Origin of the sequence: Hymenobacter sp. BT559, assembly GCF_017571525.1 — a bacterium.
In the GTDB taxonomy this organism is placed as follows: domain Bacteria; phylum Bacteroidota; class Bacteroidia; order Cytophagales; family Hymenobacteraceae; genus Hymenobacter; species Hymenobacter ginsengisoli.
In genome coordinates, this window is sequence record NZ_JAGETY010000001.1 from 19,471 (window position 1) to 45,471 (window position 26,001).

18 protein-coding genes are annotated in these 26,001 nt (G+C 60.9%); 13 read left to right on the forward strand and 5 right to left on the reverse strand.

All coding sequences use genetic code 11. The features are described 5' to 3' along the window. Positions 1 to 113 precede the first annotated feature (113 nt). From J4D99_RS00100 to J4D99_RS00115, 4 genes are all read left to right on the forward strand, one after another. Positions 114 to 1,628, forward strand: a complete 1,515-nt coding sequence (locus tag J4D99_RS00100; protein ID WP_208129662.1) for a hypothetical protein — start codon at positions 114 to 116, stop codon at positions 1,626 to 1,628. Positions 1,629 to 1,722: 94 nt separating this feature from the next. After that, entirely contained in the window at positions 1,723 to 2,487 is a 765-nt protein-coding gene (locus J4D99_RS00105) for an ABC transporter ATP-binding protein (protein WP_208129663.1), read from the forward strand. Beyond that, entirely contained in the window at positions 2,466 to 3,842 is a 1,377-nt protein-coding gene (locus J4D99_RS00110) for a hypothetical protein (RefSeq protein WP_208129664.1), read from the forward strand. Before J4D99_RS00105 ends, J4D99_RS00110 begins: the two co-directional genes overlap by 22 nt. Before the next feature lie 114 nt (positions 3,843 to 3,956). After that, a complete protein-coding gene (locus J4D99_RS00115; RefSeq protein WP_208129665.1) occupies positions 3,957 to 4,724 on the forward strand; it encodes a CPBP family intramembrane glutamic endopeptidase in 768 nt (255 codons plus the stop codon). Here the strand turns inward: J4D99_RS00115 and J4D99_RS00120 are convergent. Both J4D99_RS00120 and J4D99_RS00125 read right to left on the reverse strand, forming a co-directional pair. Next, entirely contained in the window at positions 4,721 to 4,921 is a 201-nt protein-coding gene (locus J4D99_RS00120; protein ID WP_208129666.1) for a hypothetical protein, read from the reverse strand. The genes J4D99_RS00115 and J4D99_RS00120 overlap by 4 nt on opposite strands. A 190-nt stretch (positions 4,922 to 5,111) precedes the next feature. Continuing rightward, positions 5,112 to 6,113 carry an aspartate-semialdehyde dehydrogenase gene (locus tag J4D99_RS00125; RefSeq protein WP_208129667.1) on the reverse strand — a complete coding sequence of 334 codons (1,002 nt, stop codon included), beginning with the start codon at positions 6,111 to 6,113 and terminating at the stop codon, positions 5,112 to 5,114. Positions 6,114 to 6,912: 799 nt separating this feature from the next. Here J4D99_RS00125 and J4D99_RS00130 point away from each other — a divergent pair. Continuing rightward, positions 6,913 to 8,394, forward strand: a complete 1,482-nt coding sequence (locus J4D99_RS00130; protein ID WP_208129668.1) for a T9SS type A sorting domain-containing protein — start codon at positions 6,913 to 6,915, stop codon at positions 8,392 to 8,394. Here J4D99_RS00130 and J4D99_RS00135 read toward each other — a convergent pair. Next, a complete protein-coding gene (locus J4D99_RS00135) occupies positions 8,391 to 9,527 on the reverse strand; it encodes a glycoside hydrolase family 2 TIM barrel-domain containing protein (protein ID WP_208129669.1) in 1,137 nt (378 codons plus the stop codon). The two genes, J4D99_RS00130 and J4D99_RS00135, sit on opposite strands and share 4 nt — an antisense overlap. A 666-nt stretch (positions 9,528 to 10,193) precedes the next feature. Between J4D99_RS00135 and J4D99_RS00140 the strand changes: the two genes are divergently transcribed. The 5 genes from J4D99_RS00140 to J4D99_RS00160 all read left to right on the forward strand — a co-directional run bounded on the left by J4D99_RS00140 (position 10,194) and on the right by J4D99_RS00160 (position 21,532). Then, positions 10,194 to 12,431, forward strand: a complete 2,238-nt coding sequence (locus J4D99_RS00140) for a glycosyltransferase (RefSeq protein WP_236018440.1) — start codon at positions 10,194 to 10,196, stop codon at positions 12,429 to 12,431. 135 nt (positions 12,432 to 12,566) lie between these two features. Then, a complete protein-coding gene (locus tag J4D99_RS00145; RefSeq protein WP_208129671.1) occupies positions 12,567 to 15,134 on the forward strand; it encodes a lamin tail domain-containing protein in 2,568 nt (855 codons plus the stop codon). Between the two features lie 603 nt (positions 15,135 to 15,737). Continuing rightward, positions 15,738 to 18,482, forward strand: coding sequence for a S8/S53 family peptidase (locus J4D99_RS00150; protein WP_208129672.1), 2,745 nt, complete (start codon positions 15,738 to 15,740; stop codon positions 18,480 to 18,482). A 127-nt stretch (positions 18,483 to 18,609) separates the two neighbouring features. Beyond that, a complete protein-coding gene (locus J4D99_RS00155; protein WP_208129673.1) occupies positions 18,610 to 20,208 on the forward strand; it encodes a DUF1800 domain-containing protein in 1,599 nt (532 codons plus the stop codon). 97 nt (positions 20,209 to 20,305) lie between these two features. Continuing rightward, positions 20,306 to 21,532 carry a DUF1501 domain-containing protein gene (locus tag J4D99_RS00160; RefSeq protein ID WP_208129674.1) on the forward strand — a complete coding sequence of 409 codons (1,227 nt, stop codon included), beginning with the start codon at positions 20,306 to 20,308 and terminating at the stop codon, positions 21,530 to 21,532. Positions 21,533 to 21,619: 87 nt separating this feature from the next. Here the strand turns inward: J4D99_RS00160 and J4D99_RS00165 are convergent, their stop codons facing one another. Further along, on the reverse strand, positions 21,620 to 22,450 hold the full coding sequence (locus tag J4D99_RS00165) for a hypothetical protein (RefSeq protein WP_236018441.1): 831 nt from the start codon (positions 22,448 to 22,450) through the stop codon (positions 21,620 to 21,622). Between the two features lie 301 nt (positions 22,451 to 22,751). Here J4D99_RS00165 and J4D99_RS00170 point away from each other — a divergent pair, with 301 nt between their 5' ends. Continuing rightward, positions 22,752 to 23,261, forward strand: coding sequence for a hypothetical protein (locus tag J4D99_RS00170; protein WP_208129675.1), 510 nt, complete (start codon positions 22,752 to 22,754; stop codon positions 23,259 to 23,261). A 60-nt stretch (positions 23,262 to 23,321) separates the two neighbouring features. On the opposite strand, the gene J4D99_RS00175 is transcribed toward J4D99_RS00170, so the two are convergent. Continuing rightward, positions 23,322 to 24,083: an alpha/beta fold hydrolase gene (locus tag J4D99_RS00175; RefSeq protein WP_208129676.1), complete on the reverse strand. Its 762-nt coding sequence runs from the start codon at positions 24,081 to 24,083 to the stop codon at positions 23,322 to 23,324. A 144-nt stretch (positions 24,084 to 24,227) separates the two neighbouring features. Here J4D99_RS00175 and J4D99_RS00180 point away from each other — a divergent pair, with 144 nt between their 5' ends. Next, entirely contained in the window at positions 24,228 to 25,514 is a 1,287-nt protein-coding gene (locus tag J4D99_RS00180; protein WP_208129677.1) for a PQQ-dependent sugar dehydrogenase, read from the forward strand. After that, on the forward strand, positions 25,514 to 25,966 hold the full coding sequence (locus J4D99_RS00185) for a c-type cytochrome (RefSeq protein WP_208129678.1): 453 nt from the start codon (positions 25,514 to 25,516) through the stop codon (positions 25,964 to 25,966). The genes J4D99_RS00180 and J4D99_RS00185 overlap by 1 nt, the downstream gene beginning before the upstream one ends. Positions 25,967 to 26,001 lie beyond the last annotated feature (35 nt).

The following is a 26,001-nucleotide window of genomic DNA, read 5'->3' on the forward strand; positions in this document are numbered from 1 at the left end:
GCCGGGCGTTTGCCCGAATCTTGCACCTTCTCCGCCCTAACCTTGCCGGGCTAACGAGCGACTGAGAGCGCGGCTTTACCGTTAGATGAGCAGTTGATTAACTGCGTCTTCTTATGAGAAAAGCTACTAGCCTTCTGGCACTGGCCGGTGCCCTGGCCGCCCGGCCGGCCCTGGCCCAGCACGAGCACCACGCCATGCCCGGCATGACGATGCCGGCCAAGCCGGCCCCGGCCGACACTACGCGCCGCGCCAGGGCTGCCAAAGCCGCCGCGCCCATGCCCGGCATGACAATGCCCGCCGACACCAGCCACCACATGGCGGGGATGCAGCACGACATGGGGGGGATGGAGATGGATGGCATGGGCACGATGAGCCACGCCTACTCGCGCCACCTGCCCATGAGCCGCAACGGCTCGGGCACCGCCTGGCAGCCCGACCAGACGCCCATGTATATGTGGATGCAGCACAAGGGTCCCTGGATGCTGATGTACCACGGCGCGGCGTTTGGGCGCTACACCAGCCAGAACTTCAACCACGACGGCGGGCGCGGCCACGCCAACGCCGTAGACGGCCCCAACTGGTTTATGACAATGGCCCAGCGCACCGTGGGCGAGCGCGGCCTGCTTAACCTAAGCCTGATGATGAGTCTCGACCCGCTCACCGAAACGCGCGGCGGCTACCCGCTGCTGTTCCAGACCGGCGAGAGCTACAAGGGCCAGCCGCTCATCGACAAGCAGCACCCGCACGACCTGTTTTCGGGGCTGAGCGTGGCCTACACCCACGCTTTTTCGGAAGATGTGGACCTGACGGCCTACCTGGGCTACCCCGGCGAGCCGGCCATTGGGCCTACGGCGTTTATGCACCGGCTTTCGGCCATGCCCAACCCCGATGCGCCACTGTCGCACCACTGGACCGATGCCACGCACATCACCTACGGGGTAGCCACGCTAGGGCTGCGCTACAAGCGGTTTAAGCTGGAAGGCAGCAACTTCACCGGCCGCGAGCCCGACCAGTACCGCTTCGACTTTGATAAGCCCCGCGCCGACTCGTGGGCCGGCCGCCTCAACTGGAACCCGACTAAGGAGCTAGCCCTGCAAGTAAGCCACGCCTACATCAAGAGCCCCGAAGACCTGCACCCCGACGAAAACGTGCACCGCACCACGGCCTCGATGCTGCACAGCCGCAGCTGGGGCGAGCGGCACTACATTGCCTCGGCGCTCGTCTGGGGCATGAACCAAGGCACCGGCCACGGCGCCGAGCACGCCGTGCTGGCCGAAACCAACCTCACGCTGGGCCGGCTTACCTTTTACGGCCGCTACGAGTTTGTGCAAAAGGACAGCGAGGAGCTGAATTTTTACGCCTCTGGCCCAAATGACCAGCTGCTGGACAGGGTGTTTAACGTGCACGCCCTCACGCTGGGCAGCAGCTACCGTCTGGCCAGCCTGGGCGGCTCGCGCGGCCCCGAGCTAAGCGTGGGTGGCCAGCTCACGGGCTATTTCATTCCGCAAAGCCTGCAGGCCGACCGCTATGGCCTGGGCTATGTAGGGCCGGGCTACGGCAAGCTGCCACTCTCGGCCTCGGTCTACGTGCGCCTCACGGCCCCCTGGATGCAGATGGGCCGCATGTAATACCCGGCGCCAGGCACCGATGAAGTGCGTATCGAAGCAGGCCAGCAGGTACCTTGCGACCTTGTTTCGATACTCGCTTTTTTAGTGCCTAGCAATGGTTTTAGAAATACAAAACCTCACCAAGTCGTTCGGCCGCAACCCGGTACTGCGCAACGTGAGCCTGACGGCCGAAACCGGCATGTGCGTGGGTGTAGTGGGCCGCAACGGCGCGGGCAAGAGTACGCTCTTCAACCTGCTCACCAACATCTTGCTGCCCGACAGCGGCCAGCTTGTACTCGATGGCCAGCCGCTGGGCGAAACCTTCCCGCTGGCGGTAAAGCGGCGCATGGGCGCGCTCGTCAACCAGGCGTATCTGGTCGAGCAGCTCACGCCCGAGGAATACCTGCAGTTCGTGGCTCGCATCTATGACCTGCCCGATGCCCAGGCGCGCATCGAGAGCCTGCTGGCGCACTTGCTCGAAGATTACCCCACGGTGCGCCACAAGCGGCTAGGGTCGTTTTCGACGGGCATGAAGCAGAAAGTGGCCATTGCCTCGTGCCTGCTGCACCGGCCCGAGCTGCTGATTCTGGACGAGCCGTTTAATGGCCTCGATGTGTTTTCGGGCACCAGTCTGCTGTCCTTGCTCAACAGCTACCGGCCGCAGGCGCTTACGTTTATCTCGTCGCACAACCTGGCTCATATCGAGCAGGTAGCCACGCATTTGCTGGTTATCGATAATAGCGAGGTGAAGTACTGGGGCACCCTGACCGATTTTATGCACGGCGAGCGCGCCGTGCTCGGCGATACGCTGCTGCAGCTCATTCAGCCCACGGCCACGGCCTCAACCCAAGACCTGTCATGGCTGACTACGCAACGCTAGGCCACTACCTGCCCTACTTGCTGGGCCGCCGCCTGCGGGCCGTGGTGTGGCCCGCCGATGGCGGCGAGCGCGCCGTAGCCCTCTTCTTGCTGGGGCTGATGGCGCTCTACGGCGCAGGCTTTGGCTTTATGCTCAATCACCAAAACAAAGCGGGGCTAGCAGAGGCGCTGCCGGGCATTTTAATAGGCCTGAACGCTACCTGGCTGGTGTCGACGCTGCTGGTCGATTTCTTCCCCACGCTGCGGTCCGTGACGCGGCCGCTGCCCGAGCTCTTCCCGGTGTCGGAGCGGCAGAATGTGGTCACGGCTTTTCTGCTCGATTTAATCACCCTGCGCCGCTTCATGCTGGGGCTGGGGCTGCTGGTGGCCATGCTGGTAGCGCCGCGCCACGCGGCCATTCCGGGCTTCAGCCTACTGCTATTGCTAGGGGCTAGCGTATTGAGTTTCAACGTGCGCCTACTGGCGGCGCTGGGCCGCTGGCGGCACCCGCTGCTAGCCGCCAACCTGCTGAGCCTGGGCCTGATGGCTTGGTGGCTGAGTGTGCCCCTGGCACCCTACGCCCAGCCGCTGGGCGTGGGCATGGCGCTGCTGCCCTGGCTGGTGGGCGCGGCGCAGCTCCACTGGCTAGCCCCCTATTTCAGTGCCCGCTACCTGCCGGCCACGGTGGCCGCCACGACTACGCCTGCCGGCAGCACCCTAGCCCGGCTGCCGCTCGAATGGAAGGTGTACCTGCGCCGGGCCGGCGCACCGCTGCTCTACGGGCTGGCGCTGAAAATCATCTTTCTCGTCGTCAGTGGCCTCTACATGACCTCTAATGGCAAGGACCTCAACCCAGGCTTGTTTTTCTTCGCCTTCCTGCCGCTCATCGGGTTTTCTTACGTCAACAACAACCTTTTTGCCGTGGTGCAAAACCTGGTAGCCAACGAGTTGCTGCGTCTGGGCTGCACTGCGCACTTGCTGCGGCTGTATGCCCGGCTGGTGCTGCCGGTGGTGCTGGTCGATTGCCTGGTATCGGTGGTGCTGCTGGTGGCGCTGTTTCCGGCGTCGCGGCTGCCGCAGCTGTGGCTGCTGCCCCTGAGTGTACCGCCGCTGCTGAGCCTGGGGCTGTGGGGCAGCCTTTACCTGGCCAAGCCTGCTGCCGAGAAAATCAACTTCGCCAATTCCCGCAAAAACGTTTCGACCGCCGCCAACCTGCTCACCATAGCCTTCGCGCTGGCGCTGTTTTTTGTGCCCTTGTGGTGGGTGCGCTTGCCGCTGGCGGCGGTAGCAACCGTGTCGGCCGTGTGGCCGTTGCGCCAGGTGCTGCGCAACGATGGTGAGCTGCGGCGCAAGCTGTGGCGCGGCATCGGGGCCTAGTTCAGCTTCCACAGCCATCTACCACTGGCCAAATCTGCCTCCCCTATGCCCTACGCCTATGCGCTCGCGCTGCTCTGCTGGGTTCTTCTATGGGGCGGCCTGTGCCTAATTCTAGTGGCGCCGAAAATTCGGCAGGCTCCCCGGCGGGCAGGGCTGGCGGCGCTGGCCTGCGCCCTACACGCCCTCGCCCTCGCGCTGCCGTCGTGGCAGTTGCTGGCGGTCCTGTTTGGCTTTGCGCCGGTCACGACTACCACCTCGCTCGCCCATCCGCTCAACTGGACGGGGCAGGTGGCAGCGCTGCTCGTATCGGTACTTTTCATTTATAGATTACGGTGGGGTAGGCCTGCTGTGGCGGACCTGCACCGCCCCCAGCCAGGCTCGCTGCGCGCAACGGGTGTGGTGGTGGGGCTGATAGTCTTGGCTATTTTCATCAATGCCTACCTGGTGCGCCAGGCTAGTATTGCCCTTTGGTGGCACGAGCGCCTCTTCTACACCCTGGTGCTGGGCGTAGAGGAAGAACTATTTTACCGTGGCGTGCTGCTGGGGCTATTAAGTCCGGTTTTTTCGCGTTCCATTCGGCTACCGGGCGCCTACACCTCGTGGGGCGGGCTAGTCAGCGCCCTACTTTTCGGGCTCGGCCACATTATCAAAATTACGCCTATCCACTTCGTCATTAGTGATTTGCTAGCCGGCGGCCATACAGCAAACTGGCCTCGCTGGTGGCTGCTACCATTCTACTTCCCGCCCGCCGAACTCCTTTACCCCTTCGCGATGGGTCTATTTTTTCTGTGGGTTCGAGAGCGCACAGGCTCGGTTTGGGTAGCGGCCGGTACCCATTGCTTGTGCAATGCGGCGCTCGTTTTAGGTCGCTCGCTGGCCTAGTGCGCTGGCTGATGGCCAGCAAATATCCCTAGCGGCGCCGGCACGTCGGCCCACAGCAACAGCGCTTCCGATAGCGGGCTGGCATCGAGATTCACCACCCGCACGCCGTAGCGCAGCTTGTTGCCCTCGCGCACCTCGCGGCTGCCGAGGCTGATGACGCGCCGCAGCCGCTGGGCCCGCCCCTTCCTGAATAACATGTTCCAGGTAATTGAGCCGCAGCCGCACTCAGGGCGCGCGGGCGGCTCGTAGCTATGCCAGCTAGCGGCTACCCCTAGTCCCAGCCCCAGCGCAGGCGGTGCAAATGCCTTTTTTCATTGCTATGCTATAATCAAAAGCCCGTCGTGCCGCGCGGCACGACGGGCTTTTCTGCCACTTCGGTAGCGCAGCTTACTTATTCTCTACCAGCCCCTTGGCCACCAGGTACTCGGCAATCTGCACGGCGTTGGTGGCGGCGCCTTTGCGCAGGTTGTCGGCTACTACCCACATATTGAGGGTGTTGGGCTGGGTTTCGTCGCGGCGCAGGCGGCCTACCAGCACGGCATCGCGTCCGTGGCTGTCCTTGGGCATGGGGTAGCTGTTCTGGCCAGGGTCGTCTACCAGCTCCACGCCGTCGGTGTGGCGCAGGATGTCGCGCACTTCGCCGAGGTCGAAATCCTGAGCAAATTCGATGTTTATCGACTCTGAGTGGCCGCCCATCACGGGTACGCGCACGCAGGTAGCGGTGACGCGAATGCTGTCGTCGCCCATGATTTTCTTCGTTTCATTCACCATCTTCAGCTCCTCCTTGGTGTAGCCGTTGGGCTGAAACACGTCGATGTGGGGCAGCACGTTCAGGTCGATGGCGTGCGGGTAAGCGGGATTGCTAACCGGCTGGCCGGCGCGCTCCTCCATGAGCTGGTCTACGGCTTTTTTACCGGTGCCGGTCACGCTCTGGTAGGTGCTCACTACGATGCGCTCGGCCTTGTACTTCTTGTGCAAGTCATTGAGCGCCACCACCAGCTGAATAGTCGAGCAGTTGGGATTGGCAATGATTTTATCGTTCTGGGTGAGCACGTCGGCGTTCACCTCAGGCACCACCAGCTTCTTGCCGGGGTCCATGCGCCAAGCCGAAGAGTTATCGACCACCACGGTGCCAACTTCGGCAAACTTGGGCGCAAATTCGAGGGATACGCCACCGCCCGCCGAGAAAATGGCAATGGCCGGGCGCGCCGCAATGGCCGTTTCCATGCTCACCACCGGGTAGTCGGTGCCTCGGAAGTGCACCACCGTGCCCACCGATTTGGCCGAGGCCACAGGCAATAATTCAGTAACGGGAAACTGGCGCTCAGCGAGCACTTTCAGCATCTCGGTGCCCACCAGCCCGGTGGCACCCACTACGGCAACTTTCATGAGGGTAGGAAATAAAACTGCGAGCCAGCAAGAGGCCGCTAAAGCAAAGGTCGGCCAGCGCCCGCTAATTATCTGCATATGCGGCCCTACTACTTGGATGAGGCTGCGGTGCTACGCTGCCGCTACCGAGTTGAAGTTGTTCCCCTACTGGTATTACCCACGGCAAGGGAGCTTACTCTGGCATAAAATATTTATAAGAACAATAATAACGGAGATAATCCTAATTTACTATCCACAGTAATTCTTACTGCCGAACTAGACAAGTTTAATTTTATTATAAATATGCAATTTTTAAGCCTTAAAATCAAAATTTTTTACAATTTTGTTCCTTTATCTTTGCCGTTGCTTTATCCCAACCATTTATCATATGAACCTAAAAGTACTATTCACGGCAGTCTTAGTTTTCACTCGTTTTACTTATTCATTAGCGACCGACTACTATTTGAACGCTGCCGGTAATGATGCTGCAGCCGGAACCTCGGCAGCTCAAGCTTGGCGTACTACTGCGCGGGCCAGTGCCGCGCACTTTCAGCCTGGCGACCGCTTGTTACTGGCCGGAGGGCAAACCTTTGACGGTGGTCTCTGGCTACGGAGCAACAGCATGGGAACTGCCAGCAAGCCTATCACTATCCGCTCATACGGCACTGGCCAGGCAATTATACAAAGCGCTGACTCCTACGGGTTTTACGCGCAAAACACCGCAGGAATCGAGTTACATAATTTGCGGTTCGAAGGCTCCGGCCGACTAACGAACAAAAACTCAGGCGTTGTTTTTTACCTCGACTCGGCTGATACCCACTTGAACCATTTGCGCCTCGACAGCCTCGATGTGAGTGGCTACCGCAATGACGGTATTTTGGTAGGCAGCTGGAATGGCCTAAGCGGCTATGCTGACGTGCGGATTACTAATTGCCAAGTGCACGCCAATGGTGAGGCCGGTCTTTGCTCCTACGCTTTTTACCCAGCTACCGGCCTAGCGCACCACGACTGGTACGTGGGGGGTTGCACAGCCTACGACAACGCGGGCCGGGCCGATATCACAAATACGCACACGGGCAATGGCATCGTACTCTCGGGTATCGATGGCGCGCTTGTGGAAAAGTGCGTTGCCTACCACAACGGGTGGCTTAATGCCAATCAAAGTGGCGGGCCAGTGGGCATTTGGGGCTGGAGCTGCAATAACCTCATTATTCAGCTCTGCGAATCGCACCACAATATGTCTGGCACCAGCAAGGATGGGGGCGGCTTTGACCTCGATGGGGGCTGCACAAACTCAGTGCTACAATACAACTACTCGCATGACAACCAAGGCCCAGGCTACCTGCTGGCGCAATTTGGGGGCGCACCCGCCATGCACGACCTGACGGTGCGCTATAATATCAGTGAGAACGATGCCCGGAAGTATAATCAAGGTGCTATCGAACTGTGGTCATCGGGTGACAACGGAGGCATCGTGCGGGCTAACATATACAACAATACCGTCTACCTGGGTGCAACGGCCGATGGCTCAGCACCTTCGGCAGCATATATCACGAGCGATGGCATTACGGCCGTCGCCCTACGTAATAATACGCTGCAAACTGCTCCGGGCCTGCCAGTTCTTATTTCGCGCACCGACGCTGGCGTGCGGCTTGAGGGCAACTGCTACTGGACACCTGGGGCGGCGCTGCAACTGCTTTGGAACGGCACTACCTACTCATCACTATCAGATTGGCGCACTGCCACCAGCCAGGAAACGCTTGATGCCGGTACCCGCCCAACGGGCCTATGCGCTGACCCAAGCATGAGCATCTTCACCACCAGCAGTGCCAACAGCACACTCAGCACGGCCACGGCAGGCTACAACCCAAAGCCTACTTCGGCAGTGGTGGGCGCAGGCCTGCGGCTAACCGTCGAGTTCGGGTTAAATCCTGGCGAACGCGATTTTTTCGGCAATCCTACTCCTGCCAACCAAGTAGCGGGCAACATCGGGGCATCTGAAGCGCGTGCCGCCCCGCTGGCCACTGCTGGGGCTGCTACGCCAACAGCGGCTTGGTGCACTATCTTCCCGACCATCGTGCGCGACGAAGTACACGTAGTAACCGGCCAGCCGGCAGCGCTCGTTGAGGTTCAGCTTTTTGACCTGATGGGCCGCCTCTGCCATCAATGGCAGGTGCCAAGCGGGCAGCTGAGCGCCGACAGCCCGGGGCTAGCACTGCCTACCCTAGCGGCCGGCCAGTATGTACTGCAAGTTGGCTGTGGCACCCGTGTGCAACGCCAGAAGCTGGTAGTGAGCCGCTAGTAAGTCGGTGATGGCTGGGCCACTACCTTAAATGGAATATTGGCAGTAGCTACACTCCCGTGGCCGTCGAATACACGCACGAAGAGGCGGTAAGTTCCAGGCGGCGGCATGCGCACGCGCACCTGCCGCCCGTGCGCCGGCTCGATGCAGCCTAGCACTGCCTCAGGCGGTGTGATGAGCCGCTTGCCCCTGACCTGAGATGGTAACTCGGGCAGCACTTCCCAACGAGTTGTCAGTGAGTCGCCCTCGGGGTCGGCTGCGGTTACTACAGCCGGGTAATACGCGCCGCTGAGCAGCACGGGGCTCATGGTATCAACCACACCCGCCAGCCGCAGCTCAGTAAGGCGGGGAGCCCGGTTGGCGGGGTAATGCCCCTGCCAAAGCTGCTGCAGCTCATCTACCAGCGCAGTTTTTTCGCCGGTAGGCTCAAATAGGCTGAACCAAGTAGGCGTATATTCAAACTTACTGCCCCAAAAGAAGATATAGCTTCCCATGCAATGGCTCGAATCGCGCTGAATCGCCTGCTCGTAGCGCAGACGCATGAAGGCGGCCTTGGCTGTACTGCTTTGTTCTACTGGAGCCTCCCAAGTTGTATTATTAAATGCCTCCCAGAAGCCTCTACCCCCATATTCCGTTACAACGTAAGGGCCATCCCACTGGCTTGCGCGTAACAGCGCCGGTAGTATACGTAGCGGCGAGTAGGTGTTCACCGATAGAAAGTCGAGGGCGGGCACCCACCGCTTAAGGTCGACGGCGTGGTGGGCAAAGTCGGCCTGCGATACCGTGACTGGGTGGTAGGGGTCAAGCTCGTGGATGAGCAGGGCAATCTGATTGAGTGCCTCGTAAAACCGAGGGCTACTAGAGCTAATTTCTAATTCGTTAGCGATATTCCAGCACAATAGCGCGGGGTGGCGGCGATAGCGCAGCACCTGTTCCCGAACGCGCTCAAGCTGAGCCTGTACCTTTGCGGGGTCGTAGTAGCTAAAAGTTTTGCTCTCGAGCTCGAGCGATAAACCTAGCATCACAGTCAGATTTTGCTGCTGGGCTTTATCAAGCAAGGGGGCAGCGTAATCGGTACTCCAGAGGCGGATGGTATTGCCCCCAATTGCCCGTAGCTGTGCCAACTGTTGCACGCCGGCCCCTCCCCGTAAAAAATAAGGCCTACCCCCGCGTAACAGCCGGTAGCCTCGGGGCGTTCGCTGCACCTGCACGGCTACTACCCCGGGTGGCGGATGCGCTAAGTCAGCAGATGACACATGCTCCGGGGAAGCTGGCTGGCAGCCCTGCGCCAGGCCAACCAAGATTAGTCCCAATAAGCAACACACACATGCAACCCAATTGTAGTTTAAAAAAAACTCGGAATACTTTTTGCTACTTCCTTTTAGCGACAACACCATACAATGATAAAATAACGCAAAATTAGTTTCCCCTTCGGCACTAACCTTCGTTATTTATTGAGCAAGACAAAATAAGTCATAATTTATTCAAGTTTTTTTATTGCTTTTCAAATCAATTACCTTTGACATTCGTAACAACGCCCCAACCGGACCGGGCGTTGCTTGCTTACCTGCTCTATCTACCGCTTTGTAAGTTCTTTTTACGCTATTTCGCCAACCCAATTGGCGGTTAATAAACTTTTCCTCTTGTCCAACTTTAATGCTTACCATCTCCATTTTCGGTCTGCAGCACAAAAATTAGGTCGGCGCTGGTTAGCAACGGCAGGTATACTATGCCTGCTGTACATGCTGTACTGGTTTACTCAGATAGCACAGCCAGGTTACGCCCCGCTCTACTGGCTAATGGTGGTTTCGCTCACCTATAAGGTGTTGTGGATACTGCACGAGTGGTTTCACTACGTGCAGATAAGTGCGCCGGTACCCCCTGCATACCCCACCCGCCTGCGCACCGTAGACATGCTCACCACGGCCTGCCCTGGCGAGCCACACGCTATGATTATCGGCACCCTAGAGGCGATGCAGGCCGTGCGTTACCCACATACTAGCTACCTCTGCGATGAGGGTGACGACCCAGTGCTGCGCGCAGCCTGTGCCCGGCTAGGGGTAGTGCATGTGACGCGCCTGCTGAAAACTGATGCCAAAGCGGGCAATATTAATAACGCACTACGCCAAGCTACCGGCGAGCTCTGCGTGGTGCTTGACCCCGACCACGCGCCCACGCCTGACTTTCTGGACCACGTAACCCCCTATTTTGAGGATGACAGTGTAGGCTACGTGCAGGTAGTACAAGCCTATGGCAATCAAGCAGACAGCCTAGTGGCCCGCGGGGCCGCCGAGCAGACTTATCATTTTTATGGCCCCCTGATGATGGGGATGAATGCGTATGACACTGTGCAGGCCATTGGCGCCAACTGCACGTTTCGGCGGGCAGCGCTCGACAGCATCGGGGGCCACGCGGCGGGCCTTACCGAAGATATGCATACCGCCATGCGCCTGCACGCGGCAGGCTGGCAGTCGGCCTATGTGCCGCAGATAGTGAGCCGGGGCCTAGTGCCGTCTTCGCTGGCCGCCTTCTACGCCCAGCAGCTAAAATGGTCACGCGGTGCTTTCGACCTACTTTTTCGAGTATATCCCAAGCTTTTTGGGCGCTTTAGTTGGGCGCAGCGGCTACATTACCTTTTGCTGCCGCTTTACTTTTTATCGGGCGCTATTACGCTGATTGACTTCATCCTGCCTATTCTGTGTCTATACCTGAGCCAGCTTCCCCTAATAACTCGTCTAATTGACCTAGCTCAGTACACGCTTCCCTTCCTCATAGTGTCACTGCTGATTCATCAGCAGGCTCAGCGCTGGCTGCGTGAGCCTAGCGAAAGAGGTATGCACTGGGCGGGAAACTTTTTACAGGTTAGCACATGGTGGGTATATACGCTAGGGCTGCTTTACGCTATAGCAGGAGTACGGGTCCCCTACATCCCCACGCCTAAGGAAGGCCGCCAAAGTAATGAATGGGGGCTGGCCATTCCCAACTTGCTCCTCATTGCGCTTCTGCTAGGTGCCTGCGTCTACGGCCGCAGTGCCGCCCCGGGCTATTATACTAACCTCATGGTGTATTTGGCTTTATTCAACGTGCTGCTGCTAACAGGCGCCGTGGGCCTGGGGCTGCATGAGGTGGTACACTGGCTAAGGCAACGCCTGACTACCCAGCCTCTGCGTTGGTTTACGCTAGCCGTATACCAGGGGCTAGCTCGCATTGGCACAGCACTTTTGCTTGGCGTTCAGCGCTATAGCCCCGGCGCTGCTTTGCTGCTGTTAGTCGCTTTTGGGCTTATTAGTTACCTGCGCCACGACCAACTAAGCCGCCAGCCTAGCGGATGGCTGCTAACCGGCGCTAATAGCGTGCACCTGGGCTGGGCCGCCGACCGCCCCGGCTCGCTGCTTTCTTACCCCGCTAGGCACTGGTGGCAGTTTACGGCATCTGCTACCCCGTACGCCATTGCCGCGCTACCCTTTGCAGCCACTGAGCCCATTCCAGAAGCCACCCGCCAGCTGGCACGCCACCAAGTGCCCCTGCTCAGCTGGGCAGTGCGTAGTGCCGATACCTGGCAGCCCGACTACTGGCTGCCCCTGGCCCGGCAGGTAGCCAGCCTACCGAGCCCAGTAATGCTGCGCCCGAACCTAAGTGCCCCTACTGCTTCGGCCTACCGGCGCGCCTGGCAGCATATGGTCCGCTCGTTCAAGCAGGCCCACGTCACAAATGCCGTCTGGGTCTGGACGCCTGAGGCCACCGACTCCCTTTTTCAGCGGTTTCCTGGCTCGGCCTATACCGACTGGCTGGCCTGCCGGCTGCAAGGCCAAGGCGATATGGCTAGCTACGCTGCCTTGCGCCCGCTGATGGCCCAGGATATTCTCTTGCACGACCTACCAGTATTGCTGCTAGCCCCTACCCCAGCAGCTAATCCCACCCAAGCTGGCCAACGTCTCAGCCAGCTTTACCCAGAGCTGAAGGCCATCGTTTTTGCTTCTCCCCAACGGCTGATGCCTTTAACTGCCCATACCCGGCCCAGCGCGGCCTGCCAATAACCAGCGAGCCAGCTTCGCCCTCGGCCGCTCGGGCGGCTTAAAATATACTTTCAGGAATACGCCCGTACTTAGATGTGCCCTAATTCACCGGGCCATTCGATGAAGTCTGTTTTCCTGCTCTTTTGGCTGTGGCCCATGCTCGCACTAGCCCAGCTCACCGACTCGTTTGCCGATGGCAACTTTACCACTAGCCCCACCTGGACAGGCGACGCCGGTAGCTTCGTAGTAGCCAGCCAGGTGCTGCAGAGCGCCGGGCCGGCCGTTACGGGCACGCAGCTGCAACTCGTGACGCCCTGCCGGGCCAGCACCGGCACCACCTGGGAGTTTTGGGCTAACCTGAAGCTCGCCACCTCCGCCAGCAACCTAGCCGACGTGTGGCTGCTGGCCTCGCAGGCCGACCTCAAAAGCCCGGCCACCAAGGGCTACTTTGTGCGCCTGGGCGGCACCGACGACGAGGTAAGTCTTTTCCGCAAAGACTCGGCCCGCAGCCCGGTATTGGTACTTGATGGCCAGAACGGCACCCTAGCCAGCACCAACAACCTGGTGCGCGTGCGCGTAACCCGCTCGGCACAAGGCCAGTGGACGCTAGCGCGCGACCTCACTGGCGGCCGCGCCTTCGTGGCCGAGGCTAGCCAGCCCACCGACAATACCTACCAGCGCAGCGCCGTGGTGGGCGTATCGCTGCTTTACTCCTCGGCCAATGGCAGGAACTTTTACTTCGACGATTTCAGCGTGACCGATGCCACGGCGCCGCTGCTCGTGCGAGCTGCTGCCACGGATGCCCGCACCGTTGACGTGGTTTTTAATGAAGCTGTAGATGCAGCGGTGGCCGCCGACCCCAGCCACTACCGGTTGGCCACCGGCGCAGTGCCTACGGCGGCCGTGGTATCGCCCCTGAACCCGGCGGTGGTGCGGCTAATTTTCGGGCAGGATTTTGGGGTGGCGAACACACTGGAAGTGCGTCAGCTGGCCGACCTCTACGGCAACGTGGCGGCCGGGCCACTCATAGCCGCCTTTGCCGGCGTGCCCGTGGCGCCCCAGGTGGGCGAGCTGCTGCTCACCGAAATCATGGCTGATGAAACGCCCGTAGTGGGGCTACCGGCTTCGGAGTTTGTGGAGCTTTATAACAACTCGGCTAAAGCACTGAGCCTGCGCGGAGTGCGCTTGCTCAAGCCCGGCAGCACTACCGCCGCCCTGCTGCCCGACACCGCCCGCCTGCTGCCCGGCCAGTACGCCGTGCTGTGCGGCAGCACCCGGGCCCCGCAGTTTGCAGCTTATGGCAAGGTATATGGCCTCACCAACTTTCCTTCACTTACGAATGCCGGCGACCAGCTGGTAGTGCGCGGCCCGGGTGGCACTACGCTCTTCGAAATCACCTACGCCGACACCTGGTACCGCGACCTGCGCAAGGCCCAAGGCGGCTGGACTTTGGAGATGATAGACCCCACTAGCTACTGCGGCGGAGCCACCAACTGGCGGGCCAGCCAGGACCCTAGCGGCGGCACGCCCGGCCGCCGCAACAGCGTGGCCGCCTCCAACCCCGACCGCACGCCCCCTAGCCTGCTCGGCGCGGTAGCCCTCACCCCTACCACCATCCGCCTCAGCTTTGGCGAGAAGCTCGACAGCGCGGCCGTGGCTAGCCCGGCGCTCTACACCCTGCAAAGCAGCACAGGCACCGCGCCGGCCGTGAGCCGGGCGGTGCCTGTCGGGCCCGATTTCCGAGCTGTCGACCTCACCGTGAGCCCGGCGCTGCTGCCCAGCCGGCCACTCACGGTGGCCGTGGCCCGCGCTACCGATTGCGTCGGCAATGCCAGCAGCGCGCTTACCACGGCGGGCGTAGCCTTGCCCGAAACTGCGCAACCCGGCGATGTGGTCGTTAATGAAGTGCTTTTCAACCACGCGCCCGGCGGCGTGTACTTCGTGGAGCTGCTGAACCGCTCGCTGCGCTACGTCAACCTGCAAGGGTATCAGCTTACCAATCAGAAGGCTAGCGGCAGCGGCGCAGCCGTTATCAGCCCTAGCGTGCCGTATGTGCTAGCGCCCGGCAAGCTCGTGGCGCTGACTTCGGACGTGGGTATTTTGCAGGCGCAGTACCCTACCAGCAGCGAGCCGGCTGCCCTGCTGGCCGTGGCTGGCTTCCCGGCGCTGGATAATAGCGCGGGCACCATCTCTATCTACAACGCCAGCGGCGCCGAGCTCGACCATTACGCCTACGACAAAAGCCAGCAGCTGAGCTTGCTAAGCGCCCAGGTTGGGGTAAGCCTGGAGCGCATTCGGGCGCAGGGCCCTAGCGCGGCCAGCAACTTTCACTCGGCGGCCAGCACCGTAAATTTTGCCACGCCCGGCCGGCCCAACTCGCAGGCCCAGGATGCCGTGGGCAACGGCCAGGAACTGAGCATGGCGCCTGAGCTCTTCACCCCCGATGATGATGGCCAGCAAGACTTTACGACGCTTAACTACCAGCTCGACCAGCCTGGCTACGTCGGCTCGGTGACGGTGTACGACGCCCTGGGCCAGCTCACACGCCGCCTGCTGCGCAACGAGAGCCTGCCCACCACCGGCTTTGTGCAGTGGGACGGCCTCGACGAGCACGGCCGCAAGGCCGCCGTGGGCTACTACATCGTGCACGTCGAGCTGTTTCGGCCCAGCGGCGGCGAGCGGCGCGAGTACCGCAAAACGGTAGTAGTAGGCGCGCGCCTATGAGTTATCCTTGATACCTATTTAGCCGCTAAAACCTGGCAAAAATGTGTTTTGGTGGGCATTTGTTTACACGACCGCGACCGCTTCTTTGAGCGTTTCATTTAGCAACGTTACCGGAGCTTCGTCCTGCTACCGCTTCAGGTGAAGGGGGCAGATTACGTTGAACAGTTGCTATATCAGATGTGCCGCGCTACCCTATGAAAATTGCTACCAACCAGGGTCCCGTTTAGCTAGGCTAGCTTCGCCTACTAGCTGAAATTTTACTTTTTGAGGAAAATAAAAGGGATAAGGCACCTAAAATCCGGGAGAGAGATGATAGCCACTCCAGGCTGATTGTCACTTAGTTGAAAGGAGGATTTTCTAGGAAACGCACTGTGCTCGTAAAATTTTCATCTTGAAAATGAGCATGTTAAAAAAAGTTCCGGCTTATCGCTAAATCTTATTTTAAAACCAGTTCCGTAGGTCCGCACGTGGCCGGTAAAGCTTAATTTCCAGCGAAGACTACAGTGCTAATTACTTATTGTCTTTTTGTTGTTTTTGCTTGCGATAAGGCTGACCACCAGCCATTAATTTTTCCAAACCCCTCTCCTATTTCCACATTTTTACATGAAGATTACCTTTTCCACCCTCCTCCTGGGGGCTGGTCTCAGCCTCCAGGGGTTTACCTCTCTGGCTCAGGCCATCGTCGACCCTGAGCTGAAAGCGGCTTTCGTTAGCCAGCCCGTTGCGCAGGTGGTCGTCACCTTTAACGGAACCGGTGCCCCGCTGCCGTCCGAGCTGGCGTTGCTACAGCAGCTTGGCATCACGCAGGGCATCACGTTTCAGGCCCTGCCCATCGCCGGTGTACTGGCAACGGCCGACCAGGTAGCCGCCCTGGCGCAACGCCCCGAAGTACGGTCGCTGTATTACAACAAGCGCCTGACGTACTACGATTACGATGGCACTAACCTGACCGGGGTGCGCCGCCTGCGCCTCGACCCGCAAGTGACGGCCCGCAATAACGGCTCGCCTGTATCGGGCAAAGGCATTGGGGTACTCATCAACGACAGCGGCGTTGACGGCACGCACGACGACATCAAGTACGGCTCGCACTTGGTGCAGAATGCGCTGGGCTCGACCAACCTCAACTCGGTCAATAGCATGCTGCCCGTTTCGTATGTAGAAGGCGTACCCAATACCGATACCAACTCGGGCCACGGCACCCACTGTGCGGGTATTGTGGGCGGCAACGGTTCTAAGTCGAATGGCAAGTACGAGGGCGTGGCCCCGGGCGCGTCGCTGCTGGGCTACGGCTCGGGTGCAACGTTGTTGGTGTTAGATGCCATCGGCGGCTTCGACTACGCCCTGACGCACCAGTTCCAGTATAACATCCGGGTTATCAGCAACTCGTATGGCAGCAGCGGCAAGTTTGACCCCTATGCGCCTATCAACATAGTGACCAAGCAGGTCACCGACCGTAATATGGTAGTAGTGTTTGCGGCGGGCAACTCGGGCCCCGGTGCCGACACGCACAACCCCTACGCCATTGCGCCGTGGGTGATTTCGGTGGGCGCCGGCGATAAGAACGGCCAGCTAGCCGATTTCTCTTCACGCGGGGTGAAAAATGAGCAAGGCACGTTTACGATGGACGGCCAGACCTTCGCCTACCAGAATAAGCCGGTAATTGTAGCCCCCGGCGTCGACGTGGTTTCGACCCGCGCTATTGCCCCGGTGCCGCTGCTGGGTGTCCAAACCGACCAGGCGACCCTCACGGCTACCGAACTCCCCTACTATACCGTGCTGAGCGGCACCTCGATGGCGACGCCGCACGTGGCGGGGGTGGTGGCCCTGCTGCTGGAAGCCAAGCCTTCGCTCTCGCCGCTGCAAGTGCGCCGCGTTATTGAGCAGACCGCCACCAACATGCCCGGCCGCGAGCCCTGGGAAGCGGGCGCCGGCTATATCAACGCCTATGCCGCCGTGGACCAGCTCCAGCGCGGCAGCAACTTTGGCTCGACCGTGAACCTGACGCGCCAGTTCAACAGCAGCGTAAACACGGCCAGCAGCGTGCAGAACTTCACCGTCAACTACAACCCAGCTACCACGGCCAGCAACCAGTTCACGTTTAATGTGGCCTCCGGCGTCAACAGCATCGAAGCCAAGATTACGGCTGGCGGGGTAATGGGCCAGACAGGCAACATCGTCAACCTGATTTTGCTCGAGCCCAATGGTACGCAGCACCGCTCGGGCATTCCCGTGGAGTTTGCCCTCTCGCAGGACCGCAGCGTAGATGTAGCAGCCCCAACCCCGGGCACTTGGACGCTGCAGGTAGCCGGCCTGGACGGCGCCGCCCTGCCCGATACCATTAAAGGCAAAATCACGCAGCTGACCTCGACCGGCACCAGCGGCATGGCCGATATTGTGGGCAACCCCGCCGAAACATCCATTATTGCAGCAGTAAACAGCCGCCTGGTTGATGGCCTGAGCACGGGCTACAAGCCTAATGACCCCCTGACCCGCATTCAGCTGGCCGACTACCTGACGATGGGCCTGGCCGTGCGGCAGTACTACCCCACCACCGGGGCCATGACCTACTCCGATGTCACGGGCAATAACATCCTGCTGGCCGAAGCCGTGTCGGCGCAAGGCGCGGCCCTGCGCGACCGCTACTACCAGTACAATGGCGTCATGCTGCCGACTGCTCCAGGCATTTTCTCGCCCACCGCGACTGTCAACCGGGCTTCGCTGGCCTACTCGCTGGTGCAGGCCTTGGGCTTCCAGCCCAATGCGCTGGCTCGTAGTGGCAAGCCCGTTACGGTGAAAGTGAACGGCCAGGTTATTACGCTCGATGATAACAGCAAAATACCGGCCGGCCTCGAAGGCTACGTAAGCATCGCCCTGGAGCTCAACCTTATCAATGCCTACTACACCGTTATGCAGGGCCCGTATGACTTGCAGCCCACTCTGCACGCCAGCTTCAAGCCGGCCCAAACCGTGAGCCGCGGCGACTATGCCGTCATCATTACCCGCACGTTTGCGCCGTTCAACGCCCTGACGCAGCCGACCAGTGCGTCGGCCAGGACTTCATCTACGCTCACCACGGCCAATGCGGCCGCCCCGAGCACCGAAACAACGGCCTACCCCAACCCCTTCACCGGTAGCACTACCCTGAGCTACTATCTAACCCAGGATAGCCCGGTGAGCGTGGAAATCTACAACACCCTGGGCACTAAAGTGCGCACCCTGCTGGTAGGCAACGAAACCGCTGGCAGCCATCAGCTTCGGTTCGACGCGGGTATACTGGCACAGGGAACCTACCTATTCCAGGTTAAAACCGGCGAAACCACAACCACTAAGCGCCTAGTACTGCAATAAGCCGCTCGGCGCCTGCACGTGCAAACAAAAAAGACCTGTTCGGCCGAACAGGTCTTTTTTGTTTGCACGTGCAGGCGCTCCATCCGGCGGCCGTTAAACCTCCATAGCTTGCCCTTGTCCAACCGCTATGAACACGCAGCAGCTTCAGCATTTGTATTGGCGGGCCGGCTTTGGGCCGCGCCCCCAGGATGTGGCCGCCGGCCTCAGCCCCGCCAAGGCGCTGCGGCAGTTGCTGCACGAGGCCCGCGCCTACGAGCCTATTCCGAGCGCCACGCTAGCCGGCTTTCAGGACCCGCTAGGGGCCGTGATGGCGGTGCCGCCTGGCGTCCCTGCCCCGGCTACTATGGGGGCGGCCGGCCCGGCGGCCGCGCCACCCGCCCCAGCCAGCTCGGCCCAGCCGGGCACGGCTAGCCCGGCCCTACCGCTAGCACCGGTCGATGAGCTGCGGCCACGCTCGGCGCTGGCGCTGCGCCGGGCGGGCCTGCCCCAGCTGCGCCGCGCCGACCTCACGCCCGAGCAGCGCAAGCTGCAAAACGAGAGCATCCGCGATGCTTTTATCAGCATGAGCACGGCCTGGATGGACCGGATGGCCACCTCGCCTGGGCAGCTGCGTGAGAAAGTGGCCTTGTTCTGGCACGGACACTTTGCCTGCCGCACGCGCCGCCCCGACGACTCGCTGGCCCTGCTCAACACCATCCGGGAGAAGGCGCTGGGCAAGTTCCCAGACCTGCTGCTGGCCGTGAGCCAGGAGCCGGCCATGCTGCAATTTCTTAATAATCAGCAAAATCGCAAGGAGCATCCCAACGAGAATTTTGCCCGCGAGGTGATGGAGCTCTTCACGCTGGGCCGGGGAAACTATACGGAGAATGACGTAAAGGAAGCCGCCCGCGCCTTCACCGGCTGGGGCTTCGACGGGCAGAGCCGGTTTGTGTTTCGGGAGCGGCAGCACGACGCGGACCCGAAAACGCTGCTGGGCCAAACCGGCAACTGGGGCGGCGAAGACGCGCTGCGCATTATCATGCAGCAGCCGGCGGCGGCTACTTTTCTGGTCACGAAAATGTACCGCTACTTCGTGAACGACGTGCCCGACCCGGCGCATATCGCGCCGCTAGCCGGGGCGTTTCGCAAAAGCGGCTACGACGTGAGCGACCTGCTGGAGCGGATGTTTTCGGCCGACTGGTTTTACGCGCCCGCCAATACGGGCAGCCTCATCAAGTCGCCGGTGGCGCTGGTGGCCGGCCTGCGCCGCACCCTCAACCTAAAAGTAGACAACGACAAGCAGCTGCTCGGCTACCAGAAAGCGCTGGGCCAGACGCTGTTTATGCCGCCCAACGTGGCTGGCTGGCCCGGCGGCCGCGCCTGGATAGACTCGTCGTCGCTGCTGCTGCGCTTGCAGCTGCCGAGCATCCTGTTCAAGAATGCCGAATTTGCGGTGCGCCTCAAGGACGACGAAAACGACATCACGCCCCAAACCACCGGCAAGGAGCGGCTGGTGAAGAACGCCGAAACCACCCACCTGCCGCTAGCCCCCATTCAGCTGCTGCTGGGCGCGGTGCCGCCTGAGCAACAGCCGCAGCGGCTGGCCAGCTTTCTGCTACAAGCCCCGTTGCGCCCCGAAAACCTGGCCCTGGTGCAGCTAGCCGCGGCCAAGGCCGCTACGCCCGAAGAGCGCCTGCGCAACACGCTGGTGAGCTTGCTGAGCCTGCCCGAGTATCAGCTGGCGTAATTCAAGTTTCAGCCTGCGCTGCCCTTTCCCTGCCACTGCCGCGCTATGCCCGCAATGGCAGAAAATTACCTAATTAGCACTTAACTATCAGTTTATTATGCAACGCCGCCAGTTTCTGCAAGCTTCTGCCCTCGCCAGCACCCTGCTGCTGGTGCCCAAGTTTTTGCACGCCCTCGACCGGCCCGAAACGGCGCTGGCGGCCCGGCTGCGCGATGCCCCCGGCGGCGCGGCACGGCGCCTGATTGTGGTGCAGCTGGGCGGCGGCAATGATGGCCTGAATACCCTCGTGCCGTATCGCAACGACTTGTATTACAAGGCCCGGCCCACGCTGGCACTCAAGGAGGCCGATGGCCTGCTGCCCCTCGGCGACGAGCTAGCCCTGCACCCGAGCATGAAGGGATTGAAAGGGCTGTTTGACCAGGGGCAGGTGGCTATTTGCAACGCCGTGGGCTACCCGAATCCTGACCGCTCGCACTTCCGCTCGATGGATATCTGGCAGACGGGCTCGGGCTCGGAGCAGCTGCTGAGCACCGGCTGGCTGGGCCGCTACCTCGACAGCACCTGCGCCGGCGGGGCCCCCGCCTACCAGGCCCTTGAGCTCGACGACACGCTGAGCCTGGCCCTGAAGGGCGCCACCCGCAATGGCTTGGCCCTCAAGAACCCTGGCAAGTTTCACCAGCTCACCCAGAGCCGCTACCTAAGCGCGCTGAGCCAGGAAAAAGCCGCCGCGCCGGCCGGCTCGGAGCTCGACTACCTGTATAAGACCCTAGCCGAAACGGCCTCGTCGGCCGACTATCTCTACGACAAGTCGAAGATTCACACCAGCACGGCCACCTACCCCAATACCGACTTTGGCAAGAGCCTAAAAACCACCGCCGAGCTGATTGGCTCGGGCGTAGAGTCGCGGGTGTACTACCTGGCGCTCAGTGGCTTCGACACCCACGTGCGGCAGCACGAGCAGCAGAGCCGCCTGCTGGGCGAGCTCTCGGACGGGCTAGCCGCACTGGCCGCCGACCTGCAAAAGAGCAACGAGTGGAACAACACCTTGGTAATGGTATTCAGCGAGTTTGGCCGCCGCGTGACCCAGAATGCCAGCAATGGCACCGACCATGGCACCGCCAACAACGTGTTTTTGCTAAGCGGTGCGCTGCGCAAGCTGGGCCTGCTTAACCAGCCCGCCAGCCTCCAGGACCTTGACCAGGGCGACCTGCGCTACCAGCTCGACTTTCGCAGCCTGTATGCCAGCATCCTCACCGACTGGCTAGGGGCCGATGACAAGCTGGTGCTCGGGCCAGGGATAGAAAAACTGGCGGGGCTGGTGTAGCAATGGGTGAATGAGCGAAGGGGTGAATGAGTGAATGACTTTGCACGACATTCACTCATTCACCCCTTCGCTCATTCACCCATTGCCTTAAATCGGCACGTTGAAGCCGAAGCCGTAAATCAGCTGCGCTGAGCCGAAGTGGTGCGTAACGCGCCCCAGGCGGTCGGCGCCGATGTAGCTATTGGTGTAGCGCGCATAGGCGCCCTGAAAATCAGTATTCAGGAAGAAGTAGCGGTAGAGTTCCAGGCGCAGGCCAGCGCTAGCCCCGGCTACCCAGCCTTCGTAGTGAAACGGCCCTTCGGCGTGGCTGGTGAAGATGCTAGAGATGGTGTAGGAAATCATGGGCCCACCGCCCACCTTGCCGATAGCGCTTAGCACCACGTGCCGACCGGCCGCAAGGCTGTGGCGCTTCACTAGGTTCACCATCAAGTAGTTGTTGCCGTTGGTGTGCTGCAAGTGCACGAAGTCGGGCGTTACGAGCGTGTCGCGGTCGAAGCGGAAGCCCCGGATTTCGCCCGATACGCGCATGGTCTGGTAGTCATCGACCACGTACTTGAGGTGGTTCCAGCTTACCTCGATGCCTAGGTCGTGCTTGTCGTGAAACATGTAGCCCACTGTGAGGTCGTACTGCGGCACGGTGAGGTTGCTGAGCTTCCAGAAGTCGCTCATGCTAGGGTGGTCGTGGGCTACGGCGTTGTGAAACGTAAAGTCGTAATCGTCCGACTTATCATTTCGAAAGCGAATATCCGACTTGGTGTACCAGTCGCGGTTGTAGCTCCAGTTGAGGTAGATGCTGCCGTGGTCGTGGGCCTTGGGCGAAAAGCTGCTCAGGATAGCATTGGGCACGGGCGGCGCCGTTTGGGCCTGCCCCACGCTGGCCAGGCCCAGCAGGCCAGTCAGCAGTACATAGTTTTTCATTATAGCGGATAGAAACCCCTGCCGGATGCGCAAGGCCGGTACAAAGTTACTGCCGAGGTTCTTTCCTGCCGAGGTAATCAGGGAGCGCCAACCTGGAGAGCAGATGTAGCATCGCCTAGCAGGCTAACCACTTGCCGGGTAAGCGCACTGCCAAGCGAGCTTTAGCAGCAGCCACAACCGAGCCTACAAGGCATAGGAGTGCGGAAGCTTCCCATTTTCATTTTACATTCATAGCTTTGCCCAGTCGCCTCAGCTCCTCTTGGCTGGGGTATTTCTATTTTCTTTTTTACACCCTTTCTGCATGAAAGTAACTTTACCAACCCTTTTGCTTGCCAGCACGGCGCTGCTGAGCTCCTGCGCCTCTATCGTGAGCCATTCTACCTGGCCGGTAGCCTTAAGCAGCGCGCCCGCCGGTGCCAGCGTTTCGGTTGTGGACCGCGGCGGCCGAGAAGTGTATGCGGGCACTACGCCCGCAGCAGTGCAATTGAAATCTGGCGCTGGCTTCTTCCAGCGGGCCAAATACACTATCAAGTTTACCAAAGCGGGCTTTGCTACTCAAACCATTCCGCTCGAAGCCAATGTAAATGGCTGGTATTTTGGCAACCTCTTCTTTGGCGGCTGGATTGGCATGCTCATCGTAGACCCCGCCACTGGCGCCATGTACCGCATTCCGCAGAAAGACGTGCAGGTGGCACTAGCCCAAACCACGGCCTTTGACCTGAACCCCACCGCCCCCACTGGCCTGCGTATTGTCTCGCTCGATGAGGTGCCCGCCACTGTGCGTACCCTGATGGTGAAAGTGCAGCCTTAAGCTGCCAGCAGGCAAGGTATTGCGCACTAAAAAAGCGCTGGCTCCCGGGTCAGCGCTTTTTTAGTGCGCAAGGGCTGCTTCGGCCAGCGCCAGCACGGCCCGGCGCGTCGCCTCGGGCTGCTCCAGATACGCCTGGTGGCCACTGCCTTCCAGAAAAAGCGCGGCCCCGGTGGGGGCTAGCGCGGCCTGGGCTACCGAGTCGGCCAGGGGCACGGCCACGTCGTGCTTGCCGGCCACCAGCAGCACCGGAAACTCGGCTTCGCGCAGCACGGCGGTGCGGTCGGGGCGGGCGGCCATGCCGCGCAGCGCGCCGGCAATGGTGGCTTCGGGCGTGGCCTTGCCAATGTCTTCTAGCAGGCTTAGCGCTTCGGGCAGGCGGTCGCGGTTGGCTGGGGCAAACAGTGGCCGCACGAAGCTGTCCATAAACTTTTCGAGGCCGTGGCGCTCCACAAAGCCGATGTTCTTCTCACGGTTCTGGCGCTTTTCGTCGGTGTCGGCGTAGGCAGTAGAATTAATGAGGGCTAGCCCGGCCACGCGGTCGGGGTATCGCTCGGCCAGGGCCAGGGCCACGTAGCCACCCATGCTGTGGCCTACTACCAGCACCGGGCCGGGGCAGCCCTTCTGGTCGAGGTAGCTCACCACGTAGCGCGCCTGGGCTTCCATGCTAAAGTCGGGCACTGGAGCGCGGTTGGTGCCGTGGCCCAGCAAATTGGGCGTGAGCAGGCGGTAGCCGGCCGGAAAGGGCCTAGTAAAGTCGGTCCAGACCTCGCGGCTTTCGGCAAAGCCGTGGAGGAAGAGAATGGTGGGCAGAAGGCTAGCCATAAAGATGTGAAGCAACAAGCAGGGGCAAAAGTAGATGCCGCCCCCGCTAGGTGCCGCCGGGCCGCAACCTTCGCCACCGATTCGCAGTTGGGGAAGTGGCTTGTTTAAAGCTTATTTCGCCTCGTCATTTTCTTACTCCTTCCTATGCGTTTCTTTTCCCCTCGTTTGCTGCTGGCTACTTCGGCCGTGGCGGGCAGCCTGGCGCTACTGGCCAGCAACCCCCACACCCCTAGCGTAGCTCCCGACCCCGACAATGCCGGCCTGAAGCTGCCCGCCGGCTTCGGAGCGCTCAAAGTGGCCGAAACCGGCGGCCGGGCCCGTCACATCGCCGTCACGCCCCAGGGCATTATCTACGTGAAGCTCAACAAGGTGAAGGATGGCAAGGGCATCCTGGAATTGAAGCCGCAGGCCACGGGCAAGGCCACCGTGACGGGCGGCTTCGGCGACTACGGCGGCACCGGCATGTACGTGAAAGACGGCTACCTCTACGCCTCTTCCGACCACAACGTGTACCGCTATAAGCTTGATGCCAAGGGCGAAGTAACCGACCCTAACAAGGGCGAGCTGCTGGTGCGCGGCCTGAAAGTGGGCAGCCAGCACGAGTCGAAATCCATCGTGCTCGACAATGCCGGCAACCTCTACGTGAACATCGGCGCCTACGCCAACGCCTGCCAGGAGCAAGACCGCACGCGCGGCTCGAAGGGCATCCCCAACTGCCCCATTCTGGACTCGGCCGGCGGCATCTGGCAGTTTAAGGCCAACCAGGCCAACCAGACCTACAAAAACGGCACGCGCTACGCCACCGGCCTGCGCAACGTGGTGGGCCTCGACTGGAACCAGCAAGACAACCAGCTCTATGTGATGCAGCACGGCCGCGACCAGCTCGCCGACAACTGGCCGCAGTTTTACAACGAGAAGCAGTCGGCCGTGCTGCCCGCCGAGTGCATGTACGCCCTCAAGCAGGGCGACAACGCCGGCTGGCCCTACACCTACTACGACCAGCTGCAGCACAAAATCATGCAGGGCCCCGAGTACGGCGGCGATGGCAAGAAGGAAGCCACCGGCAACTACCTCGCTCCCGCTGCTGCCTACCCCGGCCACATGGCTCCCGATGGCCTGCTCTTCTACACCGGCACCATGTTCCCGGCCAAGTACCGCAACGGTGCCTTCATCGCCTTCCACGGCTCCTGGAACCGCGCCCCCGAGCCCCAGGCCGGCTACTACGTGGTGTTTCAGCCCTTCGTGAATGGCAAGCCCAGCGGGCAGTGGGAAGTATTTGCCGACAACTTCTCGGGCTCGGCAGCCAAAACGGCCGCTGGCCGCGCCGACCACCGCCCCTGCGGCCTCGCCCAGGGCCCCGACGGCTCGCTCTACGTAAGCGACGACTCGAAGGGCACCATCTACCGCATCGTGTATAACGCTAAGAAATAATGATTTTCAAACAAGCTTTCCTGGCGCTAGCCCTGGCTGGCGGCGTGCTCTCGCTGCAAGCCCAGCACCGCCCGGCCCCCAAGAAAACCGCCGCCAAAGCCGACCCGGCTATGGCGGCCTCCATCAAGCGCGGCGCGGTGGTGTATAAGAACGTGTGCATTACCTGCCACCAGGCCGACGGCGGCGGCGTGCCCAACATGAACCCGCCGCTCATCAAAACCCAGTACGTGCTCGGCGACAAAGCCCGGCTAGCCCACATTGTGCTGGCCGGCCTGGCCGAGCCCATCGAAATCGACGGCAACGACTACAAGCAGCACATGCCCGCCCAGAACTACCTCACCGACCAGCAGGTGGCCGACGTGCTCACCTACGTGCGCAACAGCTTCGGCAACAAGGCCAGCGCCGTGCAGGTAGCCGAGGTGAAAGCCGTGCGCGCTACGCTACCTAAGTAACTGCTGCTAAACCCTTACACGCGGCGGCTCCGGTA

Excerpts from the sequence above, each read along its gene's own strand:
- J4D99_RS00120 (WP_208129666.1), bottom strand. The coding sequence starts at position 4,921 with ATGTTATTCAGGAAGGGGCGGGCCCAGCGGCTGCGGCGCGTCATCAGC.
- J4D99_RS00165 (WP_236018441.1), bottom strand. The coding sequence starts at position 22,450 with ATGAAAAACTATGTACTGCTGACTGGCCTGCTGGGCCTGGCCAGCGTG.
- J4D99_RS00150 (WP_208129672.1), top strand. The coding sequence starts at position 15,738 with ATGAAGATTACCTTTTCCACCCTCCTCCTGGGGGCTGGTCTCAGCCTC.
- J4D99_RS00140 (WP_236018440.1), top strand. The coding sequence starts at position 10,194 with ATGGTGGTTTCGCTCACCTATAAGGTGTTGTGGATACTGCACGAGTGG.
- J4D99_RS00170 (WP_208129675.1), top strand. The coding sequence starts at position 22,752 with ATGAAAGTAACTTTACCAACCCTTTTGCTTGCCAGCACGGCGCTGCTG.
- J4D99_RS00180 (WP_208129677.1), top strand. The coding sequence starts at position 24,228 with ATGCGTTTCTTTTCCCCTCGTTTGCTGCTGGCTACTTCGGCCGTGGCG.
- J4D99_RS00110 (WP_208129664.1), top strand. The coding sequence starts at position 2,466 with ATGGCTGACTACGCAACGCTAGGCCACTACCTGCCCTACTTGCTGGGC.
- J4D99_RS00175 (WP_208129676.1), bottom strand. The coding sequence starts at position 24,083 with ATGGCTAGCCTTCTGCCCACCATTCTCTTCCTCCACGGCTTTGCCGAA.
- J4D99_RS00100 (WP_208129662.1), top strand. The coding sequence starts at position 114 with ATGAGAAAAGCTACTAGCCTTCTGGCACTGGCCGGTGCCCTGGCCGCC.
- J4D99_RS00160 (WP_208129674.1), top strand. The coding sequence starts at position 20,306 with ATGCAACGCCGCCAGTTTCTGCAAGCTTCTGCCCTCGCCAGCACCCTG.
- J4D99_RS00145 (WP_208129671.1), top strand. The coding sequence starts at position 12,567 with ATGCTCGCACTAGCCCAGCTCACCGACTCGTTTGCCGATGGCAACTTT.
- J4D99_RS00125 (WP_208129667.1), bottom strand. The coding sequence starts at position 6,113 with ATGAAAGTTGCCGTAGTGGGTGCCACCGGGCTGGTGGGCACCGAGATG.
- J4D99_RS00155 (WP_208129673.1), top strand. The coding sequence starts at position 18,610 with ATGAACACGCAGCAGCTTCAGCATTTGTATTGGCGGGCCGGCTTTGGG.
- J4D99_RS00185 (WP_208129678.1), top strand. The coding sequence starts at position 25,514 with ATGATTTTCAAACAAGCTTTCCTGGCGCTAGCCCTGGCTGGCGGCGTG.
- J4D99_RS00105 (WP_208129663.1), top strand. The coding sequence starts at position 1,723 with ATGGTTTTAGAAATACAAAACCTCACCAAGTCGTTCGGCCGCAACCCG.